The sequence below is a fragment of the Haloferax massiliensis genome (genome assembly GCF_001368915.1).
GTDB lineage: Archaea > Halobacteriota > Halobacteria > Halobacteriales > Haloferacaceae > Haloferax > Haloferax massiliensis.
Genome location: NZ_CSTE01000001.1, coordinates 226,773 through 240,135, shown reverse-complemented (window position 1 = coordinate 240,135; position 13,363 = coordinate 226,773). Strand labels below are relative to the sequence as shown.

Sequence of the window (13,363 nt, the reverse complement as noted above, 5' to 3'; positions counted from 1 at the left end):
TCGGATTTGCAGATATACACCACTGAATGAACAGACGGTTGATACAAATAGTAGACCACCATTCAGCACGTCTTGAAGGCCGCCAGACACGCCCGGGTTCGTCACCAGTCCGAAGGCACCTTCGAACACGACCGACTGAATGACCAGCGCCAACCCTCCAATCGACATCAACAGGTGTGGCACGCGTGCGCTCGCGTCTGTACTCATGTTGCGAGGGTTACAGGCGTCGCTCATGAACGCTGTGTATTCTTTCGTCGTTTGGTGAGCTCCGTCGCTCAGTGTTTGACGAGGCTATCCACCAGCCCGGTGTTCGACTACGGTTGCAAGTCCCCGTTGATGATGTCAGCCACGCGCTGTCGGTCGAACAGTCGCTCGGCTTCCGGAACGTCGGGATACGGGCCGCCTTCGTAGGTCGGCCACGCGCCGAACTGCTCGGGATACAGCTGCTTGGCAATCATCTCCAACTGGAACAGGTTCATGAGCGGGCCGCCGTAGCGAACTCCAATCGGGTAGACACGGTCGTTTGCGACCGCCGAGAGGCCCTGCGCAGTCGGCTCGTCGTACAGTTCCTGTTTGGTCGTCGTCCAGTCCGGACCGAGGCCACCGTCGACGAGGATAACGTCCGGGTCGGCTTCGACGAGCGCTTCCATGTCGATTTGTGTCCCGCTCGGCACGTCGGCGAGTGCGTCTTCGGCGTCGAACACGCGCGTGTGGGCTCGGACCGTCCCGGGGCCGTTGAGTGGGTACACCCAGATACCGCCGCGCCACAGGAACCGCGCCGTCGACGGCCGCGCCTCCATCTCTTCGAGGCCGGCCGTAATCGTCGATAGGAGGTCGCTGTGAATCTCCGCCAGCGCCTCGTACCGCGCCCGCGCTTGGAACACCACCGCTACCTGCTCGAAAATCTCCCAGAGCGTGTGATACTGGTACTGGTCCGCCCACCTCGCCGGCGGCTCGCTGTGGTTTCGGCTCAGCGAGTTCCCGAACCACGGGGCGACTTCCGTCCGAATCTCCGCAACGTCGTCGGGCTCCCACGCCTCCATCGTCGCCATCAACGCCGGGTCTTCGAGATGGATATCGCTGTCGAGCTCGTAGAGCTCCTCCTTGTCGGGATTCCAGGTATCCACCAGCCCGGCCCAATCGACCGAGACGCCGGGGAGTCGTTCGAATAGCAGGTCGTACAACTGCCCGAACCCCTCCGGGTTATACATCCCGTTGAGCGACTCGCCCTGCCCGAGTGCGACCGCCATATCCGCGTGGTGCAGCAGGACAGTAAACACGTTCTCCGGAGGCTCGGTGAACTCCACACGGCCGGCCGGCGAGAGGGTGGCTGCGTAACGCTCGTCGTCCGTTGGTGTCGCTGTCGTGTTCGCTTCGGTTGTCGGTGGTTCGGACGCCGACTGTCCGCTACAGCCGGCGAGTGCGGCCGTCGCTGCCGCAGCCCCGTACTTCACGTAGTCCCGTCGCGTGAGTTGCTTGTACTTGTCCACTACATTTTAGGTTGGCCTAAAACCAAATAATGACTTCGATTTTTAGGCAGACCAAAATGTAGTGTGCTATCGAAGTGTTCACTCGGGTTGGGCGGTGTCTCAGCATTCTGCATGGGTTTGCTAGCGCCTCGCTGTGGCACCGATATGGCTGTTATACCTAACACCGGGCGACCGCTGGTTCCCTAACGTGGCCTTCAGCGACTGGTCTCCACGGTACGAGGCCGTCACGGGAGTACAGTCGGTTCACCAATCGCTCAACCGTCGGTGTGTCGTCCCCTTCGAACGCGTCCCACGTCGCGTTCACATTCTATGCAGACCTCACCGTAGTACGGACCGGTACCGATCCGTCGGTTTTGAAGTCGGTGCAAAGCCCACCTTCTCAGTGAGTTCCGACCGGTGGGTGAACCCTATCGATCGGAGCGAGTGGCTCGGATTGTCCGGTGACTCGACCGACCGCTGGAGAGCGCGCACGAGTACGGGCCGATCCCCCTCCCGCCTACGATAAGTTCTTGTCACTCGGTGAGAGCTTCGACATATGGACGGCAAACGAGTCCTCGTTACTGGCGGTGCCGGCTTCATCGGTTCGAACCTCGCAAATCACCTCGCCGAAGACAACGACGTGATTGCGATTGACGACCTCTACCTCGGGACGCCCGACAACCTCGACGACGCGGTCGAATTCCACGACGCGAGCGTCCTCGACGACGACCTCCCGACCGAGGGCGTCGACGCCGTGTTCCACCTCGCGGCGCTGTCGTCGTACAAGATGCACGAGGAGAACCCGACGAAGGGCGCTCGCGTGAACATCGAAGGCTTCGTCAACACGGTCGAACAGGCGCGAAAGGACGGCTGCGACACCGTGGTGTATGCGACCACGTCGTCGATTTACGGGTCGCGGACCGAGCCCTCGCCCGAGGATATGCCCGTCGAATCCCGGACGGGGTACGAGGCGTCGAAGCTGGGGCGCGAGCGCTACGCGGAGTACTTCCACCACCACTACGATATGCAGTTGGCCGGGATGCGTTTCTTCTCGGTGTACCAGGGCTTCGGCGGCGCGGAAGCACACAAAGGCGAATTTGCGAATACGGTCGCGCAGTTCACCGACCAGATTGCGAACGGCGAGTCGCCGGAGCTGTTCGGTGACGGGTCGCAGACGCGTGACTTCACCCACGTCGACGACATCGTCCGCGGCATCGAACTCGCCGCCGACCACCGGCTGCAGGGCATCTACAACCTCGGCACGAGCGAGAGCTACTCGTTCAACGAGATGGTCGACATGATAAACGAGGTGTTGGGGACGGACGTCGAGCCCGTGTACGTCGAGAACCCCTTCGAGGTGTACGTTCACGACACGAAAGCGGACTACTCGAAGATACACGACGCGACCGGATGGGATCCCGAAGTCTCGTTCGAAGAGGGCGTCGAGCGGGTTTGTGAGCCGTATCTGTGAACTGAAAGGACTACTCGTTGATGCGGATTAGCGTGTTGACGTGGGTTCGGCCTCGGTCACGGCTGTGACGTGGGCGAGTTCGACTTCCTCCGCGTGAGCTTCGACTGTCTGGAACTGACTTTTTGCCCACTCGACCGAACGCGGCGAGTTGTTCACCAAGAGACCAGCAATGCCGTAATCGCCATAGATGATGACTCCTGCAGCCGTCTCATCAACGATCCACAGACCGAAGGAGAACGGGACCGCCGCTCTGTGAAATCGCACACCACAATCACGAAGCAACGACTGCGTGAACTCGGGGAACACCTCTCGAAATGATTCGAGGACATCATCAGCAACCAGTAGCTCTAAGCCGTACTGTTCGCGTTCACAGAGCCGGTTGTACACGACTCTCGTACACCCGAATACGTCACGAGGTGCGATAATTCGAACTGTCGTCCCGCGAGTCGTTTGCGTAATGTACTGTTCGAGTATTTTGCAGGGCGCTGCTGCTTCCGCTTTGTGTACTGTCACCCCGCGTAGAAAGTCGTAATCGAGCTCCCCCTCTTGGGCCAACTGTTCGAGAAATACGTCCGCCTCCTCGAACGAGGCCAATTCTGTTAAGTATGACTCACGGACGCGTACGGCGTGCCGTCCGAACGCAGTCGCCTGCCACTCCCCACCGTCATATTCAGCGAGGGATTCCTCTTGGAGGTCTCGAAGACCACGATTGACTGTCGATCGCGAAACATCCAGCGTTGTTTCGAGCTGACGTTTCGTATATGAGGCCGTGCACAACTCGGCGAGCATGCTGTGACGGGTTTGGAGGGTCGAAATGAGAGTCTGAGACGGGCTACCCATCGTAGTCCAGAAAATGTTATCCGTCTATAATAAATCTAACTTCATTTAAAACCAACTGTCGATCCGTGCGTTGCGACGGTGAGTTGTGCAGAAGGCGAAGGCTCTATCTATTCGACTCATCATATGCAGCTTCTCCATGCTATTTCTCAGTAAATGAAGTAATGTTAATGAATGGTAACAACTCCACTGAGGCAAGCCCTCATGACCGACGATACGCACGACGACGACACGAATCGAAATTCACCGAACAGCGCATCCAACTGTACTGCCGGCTCACCACAGCCGACTCGGACTACACGGCGGGGTGCGATGAAAGCGCTCGGCGCGTTGAGTCTCGGCTCTATCGTCGCCACGCAGGGAGCGAGAGCACAGTCATCGGACCGGGTTTCGAAGTCCCTCGCACGGGCAATGGCCGAGGCAAAGGTCGAACAGCTTGCGGGTGACGATGAACTACAGAAGTGGAATCGTACCGACGTTGGCTCCGCAACGCTGTTCAAACTCCCCGTTTCGGAGAACTCGACAACGAACTTCGAACCGGCAGTATACGTCTTCCCGGTTACGAACGAGAAGGGTCATATCGTTATCTCCGCGCGGAAGCAGCTTCCACCCGTGTTGGGGTACGGCACGAGCCCTGCACCCCAGTCACGCCTGCGTCGTCTCTCGAACTCGGCTATTCACGACAGTCTCACATTCGACGAGACGCTGCTCTATCTGGGTGGGATGTCGTACGGTGTCGCAGCGACGGATCCGACTGCTGGCGATGACGAGCAAACACGGTTCGTGGACCTTCGAACCGGGCACGCACGTCCGCTCCCGACCGTAAGTGGCATCGACCGGTTTGAGTCCAGCACTCACGGAGCAAAAACTGAGTGGCGTACGGTCCAGGAGGCATCACCAGAACAGCACGTCCGCCAGATAGGTATCCAGCGAAGCACGGACGAAGATGTGTCTGGAGTCCCGAACTGGACTGAAGGCGATACCGATGATTCGTGGAATGAGTGGGACGGCTGTTCTCCGATTGCGGCATCAATGGCCATCGGCCACCACGAAGGAACCTCCTATTCTGACCGAGACGCTCTCATCGATAGCCTTCATCAAAAGATGAGTACAAGGGACGTCCCCGGCGCGGGTAGCGGACTGACCATCCCCGGCGATATCCCGCGGGGCATTCGAAAGTACGATAGCGGTGACAACGACTACGAATCTCCGGAAAACAACTTCGTCGATGTGGGCCTAACTCGACCAGAGCAGACGAAAAATCAGATCGACGATGGTAACCCGCTTCTGTTGTCCACGATGCCGCTGGATGTCTCGCTCGTCGGGCATACCGAAACCGTGGTCGGCTACGATGACGCGAGCAATTTCTACTACAAATGCCACGACACCTACGGCGGCACGAGTTGGATCCGACATAAAAACTGGCTCACGGGGTTCACGACGCCAGTTACGCCAGCGTAGACAGTACTCGTCACAAACAATTTACATCCCCGCATCCAAGCCAAAACATGTCATTCAATGACAATCTCTCCATCCGAATGACCGAGGTTGCGCTCTCGGTTGCAACCCTGCTCGTCGTGGTGGTGCTGCTCGCCATCCCACCGGTTCAGCTCTCGAGTATCGCCGCCGGTTCGCCCGCCGGTATCGCGATTGCACTCGGGATTTGGGCGGTACCGACGCTTCTCGGTGCCGTCGCACTCTATCACGTGTACGCGGGTCCGCGACGACTCGCCTCATACCTGACCGGCGGACTTAGCGTCCTCACACTCGGTATCGTTGTGCTGAACGTCTCTGCGGTCCTCACGACCGACGGGGCGTTCACGTACGGCGGCTCTGGTGCGTTCGCCGGCCCGATTATCGCGCTCTTCATCGCGTCCCTGCTCGGGTTCGTCGTGCTGGTTGATACCGGTGTCACGGCTATTCGGTCACCGACGCAGTAGACGCGTTCCTCGATGTGGCTTTTTTGTCTTTGCGGCTTCTTTCGGAGCAGGTGCTGTTTCGAGCGTATCACCCACGTCGACGACATCGTCCGCGGCACCGAACTCGCCGCAGAGGAGCGACTTCAGGGCATCTACAACCTCGGGACTGCCGAGAGCTACTCGTTCAACGAGATGGTCGAGCTGATTAATGAGGTGCTCGGGACGGACGTTGAGCCGGTGTACGTGGAGAATCCGTTCGAGGTGTACGTCCACGACACGAAAGCGGACTACTCGAAGATGCACGAGGCGACCGGGTGGGAGCCGGAAGTTTCGTTCGAAGCGGGTGTCGAGCGGGTCTGTGAGCCGTACCTCGACGACTGACGAGCGCGCTCGCGTTAGTGTGTTTCGACCGGGGGTTCCGAGCTCACTCACCGAGGCCCGGTGTCGACAATCGAACCCCCAGTACGAGTCAAGTGTCAGACGGTGGTTGTCGCCCGACACGGCGCAGTCGACGTTTCCGGAGCCGGTCTCCGAGAACGCACTGCTTCGAGGGTGATTGACCTACTTTTCACCCGGCTCTCGTAATTCGGCTGCGCCCCCCATTTCGGCACAGTTCCGCCCGCACGCTCCCCGAGGAGTCCACCAGAGCCAGCTCAGGTGAAGCACTTTGGCGGTGGAGCCCCACGTTCCCGAGAGATGGGTCGAACGGTTTCACTCTCCGGGACGTGATTCAGCTACCTGCTGTACGCGTTCCAACTGACTGCGCTCGCGTTGGTTCTCGTGTTCGTCGTGCCCGCGTTCGAGTACCCGGTCAATCTCTTCTTGGGCGGGCTGTTCGCCGCGGTCGCTCTCGCGTCGATAGTCGCGCTGTGGCGGCGCGCGACCGGACGGGACGAAGGCAGTCGGCTCGGAACCGCCGAAGACATCACCTACGACCCGTTCGCTGACCCCGGCCAGGCCGCCCGCGACAGGTGGGAGAAAGCCGTTCGACGGCTTCCCGGTTCGGACGACGAGGAGTGAACAGCCGGGGGCATGGGGATGAGGCGACAGCTCTCGAAGCCCGTGCGTCGCCTATACCGAGGCCGTACGAACAAACGTCTTTGTATCGGTCCGCGAATACGGTCGTATGTCCTACACACGGTTCCGAACCGCGGTCGAAACGACGTGCAAGCGATACGGTCCCGACCGGTTGCCGAAGGCGGACCGGCGTGATATCGGCGCGGGCTACGCGATGGCGACCACCGCTGCGGGAGCCACTCTCGTTTTCGTCCTCCTCGCGTGGGGGCTGTTCGCCCTCGGCGCACCGAGCGGGTCTGACTGGGCGCTCATGGCGCTGTTTGGAATGGGCGGACTCCCGCTCGTCGTGCCAGCCGCATTCGTCTCCGCTGTCACCGTCTGGCGGACGCTCCCCGCCGACGTTCCACACTTCGGTGCAGTCGCGGGCATGCTCACTACGCTGGGTACGTACTTTCTCGGTCTCTGCGTCGTGTTCGCCTTTCTCGTGGTCCCGGTGGGCGTCTCCGGACAGGTCGAAGTCGCACAACTTCTCGAAGCCGCCGGCTTCGCGGCCGCCATCGGTTTCGTCGCGGTCGCATCGACGATTTGGGTGGCAGTCCCGATCGGCGTCGGAGGCGGGCTTATCCATGAGGCGGTTGCTCGGGGGCACTTGGCCCGCTAGCCGCCCGGGTCGGTACGAAAACACACGGGTCAAGGAGAGTTCCCACTTCGAGCCGACGGCTACGCCATCTCGGGAACGGGGAAGTCGAACAGTCCCTCTCGGAGTTGATCGGGGGATTCGGTCTTCCCCCACTGGATGAGTTTTCCCACTAACTCTGGGTCAGAGAAATCGACGTGCCGTGCCCGCTCGTCTCCCCAGTCGTAGATGTGCTTCGGGAGCCAGTCCGCCTGCCGAAGCTCCGCGAACAGCAGTCCAGCGGCCTCGTCAGCACTCGCGTCTCCGGCCCTGTAGACGTCTAATATTTCGGCCATCCGTCGGTGCATCTCGGATTTCTGCGGGACGAACGGCGCGCCATCGCCTGGCGACGGTTCCGCGAGGAGCGAGTCGAACTCGTCGGGTCGCCCTGTTGCGAGGTAGTTGAAGCAATGCCGCTGGATGTACAGGTCGTGGAACAGGACCTGTCCCAGCCACATCTGCGTCCACGCGTTCCAGAGCCGGAAATCGCCCATCGACTTGTAGGCGTTGCTGATGACCCGGTCGTTGGTCGCGAGCTGATGGCGATGCATCTCGTCGATCGGCGCGAAGCGTGTCGCCGAAAACTCGCCGTTTTCGAACGCGTCCAGAAGCACGTTGGTCGACACAAAGACGGATTCGAGGGTGTTCACCAGACCGACCGCGTAGAGCGGGTCGACGAAGCCGTAGGTGTTGTTGGTCAGGTAGTGTCTGTGGCCGGCGGACTGACTGGCGGTCCGCTGGAGTCTGCCGGTTCGGACCCACGGTCGCACTGGCGTCGCCGATTCGAGGTGGCGTTCGATATCGGGGAACTCGGCGATGATTCGTCGGGCCTCTCGCTCGGCGCTGACCGACTCGTCTGTGGGGTACTGCGCCCGGTCGAGCACTAACCCGACGCTCACCTTGTTCGCCTCGGAGCGCTCGAAGTTGTCGAAGGGGATAATCCACATCCAGCCCCCGTCGAACACGTGGTGGAGCGTCCCGTCGTGGAGGCGGTTAGACTGTCCGGGGCGGGCAGCCTCGTCGAGTAGCTCGTCGAACGGGGCGAGCCCTCCGACGTGCGTGAAGATGGCGCGCGAATCCGTCTCCAACTCCGGGGCGTTTTCTCGGTATCCCCTCTTCTCCGCGAGGATGGAGTTCCCCCCGGTCCCGTCGACGTAGAACGCCGCTTCGATGACACCCCGCTCGGTCGTCACCGATACCTCGTCTCGGCCGATGTCCACGCCGGTAATTTCGGTCTCGTCGACGTACTCGACGCCGTACCGCTGGGCGGCCGCGACCAGATATTGGTCGACCTCTGAGCGCAGGAGATGACTCTCGCTGTAGAACGGCAGGCTTGGCGGGATCAACTGGTGGCTGTGGTCCGCTGTGACTCCTCGGTCTGGCTCGTGATACGCGAAGCCAATGGAGTGTTTGATACCGCACGACGACGTGACGTTGTCGACGATTTCGTTCGTATCGCTGAGATACTGAATCTCAGGGATGCCGTGGTACTCTCCGAGAATCCACATCCACATCGAACTCTGCGGGAGCATCGCCTCGCCGACGGCGAACCGCGGATGCGACCCGGCTTCGAGCATCACCACGTCGAGGCCGTGTTTCCCCAGAATCATCGCCGTGAGAGACGCCGACATCCCCGAGCCGCCGCCGACGACATCGTAGGAATTCGGCGGCGGTGACTCTCCGTCACCCCGGTCGCCTCGTCGCCCGTGCTGTCGATTCCCGTTGCCCGCGTCGGTCTGTCCTGTCCGTTCCATAATTCGTTCGACGGACAGATCAGGATTATAGTCATTCCCTGAGACGGCGTCTCAGTTCGTGATATTCCATTCAATCTGAAGACAGGTCACCCCCGTTGGGTTCACGGCTCTCCGGCGGTCATCTCGGCCACATCGAGCCGATCCGCATCGCGCTTGTAGCGCCGATAGAGATCCACGGCCCACTCGCGAGCCTCGGGGTCGTCGGTCGTGACCGAAGCAATCGGGAGGGCTGTCTCGTCGTCGAAACCGCCGACGATGACTACGTCGTCGATGATGCCCATGGTAAAGGGTAGTCCGGGGTGGGTGTACAGCGCGGGCGCTTCAGCCGACGCAATAGTGTCGAACGCGTTCTTCGAAGCGTTTCGGTCGGCTTCGAGCGCCAGCGGCGTACAGATAGCCTCGAAGTCGACATCGTTTCGGGCGTGTTCAATACCCTGTTCTGTGACCTTCGGCGGACACCCTGCGACGACCAGACTCCGCGAGTGTTCGAACGACGCGAAGTGTTCGAGCCACGGTTCGATGGGCGCGTTCGGATTTTGCGGTGTGGCGACGTGGAGATCGGCATCGGCGAACAGGTGGACGTGACGCGTGAACTCTGGCGCTGAAATCTGGGCGAGGAGGGGTTCTAACCGGTCGATCGCCGCGACCGACCGCTCGAATCGTGACACGACGTCGGCCACAGCACAGCCGGCTCCAGTTGTCTGGTATCCCGTAGGTGTCTGTTCGAGCAACCCCTCATCGGTGAGCGAAGACGTCCACCGGTAGGCCGTCGCACGCGAAATGTCGAGTTCGTCTTGCAACGTCGATCGGTCGACCGGTCCATCTCGGGACGCATCCAGCAGCGGTGTCTGGTCCAGTAATTGGCGTGAGTCCCAGCCGTGATGAGCCATGTCCTCGGAACGGACCTGTAAACCGTAAGTATACCTCTCGGAGACTGTTGTGGAATCGAGGGTGGTTGAAACTCATCTGTCGGCGACACGCCGAGCGAACAGCTCACCTGACTCGTTCGTACATCTCGAGAATGCCGAGTGACCACACGAGTGCGCCGGCCAGTCCGGGGAACACCGACGCGTTCTGCGAGAGACCACTCCACTCCCCGCACAGCAATCCCGCGTTGAGACCGAGGCAGAATCCGTTGAACGACGCGATGGCTTTCGGGCGGGTTCCTGCGTAGCGTTCGAGGACGACGAGTCCGCACAGCAGGATGAGCGACCCGGCGAGGAGCGCGCCCCCAATCTGGACAAGAGAGGGGCCTCTGCCTACCGTCGAGTCGACGTACCAAAACGGGACGAGAGGCGCGACGAGGACGACGGCGATAAGGGCGTATACCCCGAGTCGGCCGAGCGCGTTGGCGAGGGATTCAGTACCTGGCATTCCGTACTCGTGCGTCGACTCGGACGGTGAAATAAGTCGGCACTGTTCCGTAGGGTGGCTCCCTTCGGAGCCGCGGGACGAGAGTTGTCTCGGTATCTCGTACGAGGGTCGTTGCGCCGCGTGGTTAGTCTCTCCGTTGTCGAGAATTGTGTGCTCTGTGGTGTGGCAACTACACGACTGTGATAATTCAGTCGGGCGGGCGGTGTCTAGCGGGCCACGACTATAGCTGTTCGACGCAACTACGAAATCATGCGTGCGGACGAACACGGGGATGGAGGTATCGACCCTACAGCGATGGGAACCTGGATTGCGATCGGGGCAGGATTTGGCGTCGCACTCGGCTTGGTGATGGATAATCTCGCACTCGGGATTGCAATCGGCGTGGCGCTCGGGACGGGTCTGGGGGCCGGGTTGTCATTGCGGTGAGTTGCAGTCGGTGCTGTTCGTGGGTCGGTGGGTTACACTATACCTCTGGTCAATCGGAGTACACCCCGCCGTTTGTCCCGCAACAATCGACTTCGCTTAAGCGGTAGCGTGGAAGCACATTCCTCAATGAACAAGCAACGTCGTTCGACCGATCGGAGATTGTTTGTGATGACGAGCCACTTTGGCTCTCGACTCACGAGTGAGTCGGGAGGAAGTGCGTTTGATTCGAGCGCGAACACTTGTCACGGACAATCTGGAACTGTGGCTTCGTTCCAACAGACACCCACGGGACACAGCAATCTTCGAGGGTCCAAACACGACGGCTCTCGGGGGATACGGGCCACAATAATGGTTCCACTATCGCAAACACGACCGCGACGGTCCTCTCGATACCACGGGGGAGAACACGAGACCACCGGCGATTCCATCCTCACTGCCGGGGTGACCTGCCAGTAACCCCGTCCAGACGGGCGTGACTGGACGCCACGGTAGCCCCATCCACAACCTGCGAGTAGTGGTTCGGGCGAGAGCTGACACTCCCACGGACGGCCCGTTCTCGGCTTCGTCACGTCTTCGTTTGACCAGCGACGCCAGACCCCCACTTCAAGTCGAGACGAACACAAAAAAGACAGGTCAAAGCGGCCGAAAGACGGGGTTTCAGTGCGTTCGACGCTCGGGGTGGAAGCGACCATGACCAGCGATGAGCAGGCATCGCCCCCCGGTCAATCGACGGCAACAGAGAATTTGAGAATGGCCGGTACACCCTCCGTATGCTGTGGTGTACTGGAGAATAGACGACTCGCGTGTGCTCGAACACAGGTGAGTGAGAGGCGACCGTCAACAATGGGGTGATTTCCCCTCACTGTGAATCTCGCGTCTGAGCGGCGTCAGACGTCGACATCGACGGATCGATGCGATAGGCACCTCACATCGCGGCAGTAGCTCTCCAGGTGTATCTACACCCGATCAAGCCACCGCTTGCATACACCCATGCGGGAACTCGGCGTGGATGTACACCCCTGAAAAATGGGGCTGTAGGGTGTGTCTTGACGGATTTCTAATTCTACACAGGTGTAGGAACGCAGGCGAATCGATGCGCCCGTGTAGCCGCACGAAATAGCTATCTACGTGTCTGCGAGACCATCGAGTACCGATGACGCCACCCCTTCCCACACGCGACACACTTCCCGACAAACTCCTCGAACGAGACCATTGGGTGGGCTGGCGTAAACAGACACGTGGTGGAGACGAAACGAAGGTGCCTGTCTCGGTGAACGGCGGCTATGCCTCCGCAACCGATGCGGCGACGTGGACGACGTTCGACGACGCGCTCGCGTATGCAAGGGGTGGCGCGGCAGATGGTGTTGGCTTCGTGTTCAGTACTGACGATCCATATGTTGGTGTCGACCTCGACAAATGCCGCACTCGCAGAACGGGCGAGACAGAAGCATGGGCCACAGAGATCATCGACCAGTTGGCGTCATACACGGAGATCAGTCCATCAGGAACGGGGTATCACATCATCGTCCGTGGATCACTGCCGCCAGGTGGCAACCGAACAGGGGACCTCGAACTCTACGAAGACTCGCGATTCTTTACGATGACTGGTGACCACGTCGACGAGACGCCCACGACGGTTGCCGACCGAGCGGACGAACTCACCGCACTCCACGGTGCGTACTTCGAGACACAACACACTCAGGGTGGCACACACCCACAGACCACAGACAGCGCGACGCAGAAATCGAGTGCTGTCGACACGCCAGGAAACGACCTCACCGACGAGGACGTAGTCGAGCGGGCATCGACCGCAGCCAACGGGCCGAAATTCAGCCGACTGTGGAAAGGTGATACCAGCGCGTATGACAGCCACTCAGAAGCCGATATGGCGCTGTGTTCGATCCTCGCGTTTTGGACAGGTGGCGACGAAGCACAGATCGACCGGCTACTCCGAGACTCGGGCTTGTATCGCAGGAAATGGGACGAGGTCCATTTCGCTGACGGGTCGACGTACGGAGCAAAGACCATCGAGCGGTCGGTATCAAGGACGTCCGATTTTTATGACCCTTCACAGTGGTCGACTGCAGTCGGTCGTTCAACGTCGCACACAGACACCACCAATGGACGTCCAGACCACCAGACAGCACACGATCCGACGTCGACCACACCAACCGAACGTACAACCCCACCCTCGTCTCGCGATACCGACTATCTCGACCGGCTCGCAGAGCTTCAGCGCCACCTCGAATCGGTACTCGCAGAGAACGAACGACTCCAAGCAGAGTTGGAAACCGAACGCGAACGGCGACGTGAACTGGAAGCAGCGGCAGCTGCGGTAGACAAGACAGACGAGAGTGGTCGTGGGTGGTCGCTGTTTGGGTGGTTCAGACGGTAGTCACGTCGCAGTCGTTCTCTCGTTT

Annotated in this window: 11 protein-coding genes and 1 pseudogene; 7 read left to right on the top strand and 5 right to left on the bottom strand. The window is 60.3% G+C overall.

What is annotated here, in order from left to right:
- Positions 1-314: 314 nt before the first annotated feature.
- Positions 315-1,307, bottom strand: coding sequence for an ABC transporter substrate-binding protein (locus BN996_RS01075; RefSeq protein ID WP_226908673.1), 993 nt, complete (start codon positions 1,305-1,307; stop codon positions 315-317).
- 718 nt (positions 1,308-2,025) lie between these two features.
- Here BN996_RS01075 and BN996_RS01070 point away from each other — a divergent pair.
- On the top strand, positions 2,026-2,940 hold the full coding sequence (locus tag BN996_RS01070; protein ID WP_089776795.1) for an NAD-dependent epimerase/dehydratase family protein: 915 nt from the start codon (positions 2,026-2,028) through the stop codon (positions 2,938-2,940).
- Between the two features lie 27 nt (positions 2,941-2,967).
- Here the strand turns inward: BN996_RS01070 and BN996_RS01065 are convergent, their stop codons facing one another.
- A complete protein-coding gene (locus BN996_RS01065; RefSeq protein ID WP_089776794.1) occupies positions 2,968-3,780 on the bottom strand; it encodes a helix-turn-helix transcriptional regulator in 813 nt (270 codons plus the stop codon).
- 309 nt (positions 3,781-4,089) lie between these two features.
- Between BN996_RS01065 and BN996_RS01060 the strand changes: the two genes are divergently transcribed.
- The 5 genes and pseudogenes from BN996_RS01060 to BN996_RS01040 all read left to right on the top strand — a co-directional run bounded on the left by BN996_RS01060 (position 4,090) and on the right by BN996_RS01040 (position 7,374).
- Positions 4,090-5,238 (top strand): C39 family peptidase, encoded by a 1,149-nt coding sequence (locus BN996_RS01060; protein ID WP_209446878.1) that lies wholly within the window; start codon positions 4,090-4,092, stop codon positions 5,236-5,238.
- A gap of 47 nt (positions 5,239-5,285) precedes the next feature.
- Positions 5,286-5,717: a hypothetical protein gene (locus tag BN996_RS20330; RefSeq protein ID WP_042665032.1), complete on the top strand. Its 432-nt coding sequence runs from the start codon at positions 5,286-5,288 to the stop codon at positions 5,715-5,717.
- Between the two features lie 69 nt (positions 5,718-5,786).
- Positions 5,787-6,077: pseudogene (locus tag BN996_RS01050) on the top strand (NAD-dependent epimerase/dehydratase family protein); the annotation flags it as partial.
- 357 nt (positions 6,078-6,434) lie between these two features.
- Positions 6,435-6,716, top strand: coding sequence for a DUF8000 family membrane protein (locus BN996_RS01045; RefSeq protein WP_320055248.1), 282 nt, complete (start codon positions 6,435-6,437; stop codon positions 6,714-6,716).
- 106 nt (positions 6,717-6,822) lie between these two features.
- The gene (locus BN996_RS01040) at positions 6,823-7,374 is read left to right on the top strand and encodes a hypothetical protein (RefSeq protein WP_089776792.1); all 552 of its coding nucleotides are present in this window, start codon (positions 6,823-6,825) and stop codon (positions 7,372-7,374) included.
- Between the two features lie 59 nt (positions 7,375-7,433).
- On the opposite strand, the gene BN996_RS01035 is transcribed toward BN996_RS01040, so the two are convergent.
- The 3 genes from BN996_RS01035 to BN996_RS01025 form a co-directional block, all read right to left on the bottom strand.
- Positions 7,434-9,143 carry an NAD(P)/FAD-dependent oxidoreductase gene (locus BN996_RS01035; protein ID WP_226908671.1) on the bottom strand — a complete coding sequence of 570 codons (1,710 nt, stop codon included), beginning with the start codon at positions 9,141-9,143 and terminating at the stop codon, positions 7,434-7,436.
- A gap of 101 nt (positions 9,144-9,244) precedes the next feature.
- A complete protein-coding gene (locus BN996_RS01030) occupies positions 9,245-10,033 on the bottom strand; it encodes a helix-turn-helix transcriptional regulator (protein ID WP_226908670.1) in 789 nt (262 codons plus the stop codon).
- 103 nt (positions 10,034-10,136) lie between these two features.
- On the bottom strand, positions 10,137-10,517 hold the full coding sequence (locus BN996_RS01025; RefSeq protein ID WP_089776789.1) for a hypothetical protein: 381 nt from the start codon (positions 10,515-10,517) through the stop codon (positions 10,137-10,139).
- A gap of 1,579 nt (positions 10,518-12,096) precedes the next feature.
- Here BN996_RS01025 and BN996_RS01020 point away from each other — a divergent pair.
- Positions 12,097-13,338: a phage NrS-1 polymerase family protein gene (locus BN996_RS01020; protein WP_089776788.1), complete on the top strand. Its 1,242-nt coding sequence runs from the start codon at positions 12,097-12,099 to the stop codon at positions 13,336-13,338.
- Positions 13,339-13,363 lie beyond the last annotated feature (25 nt).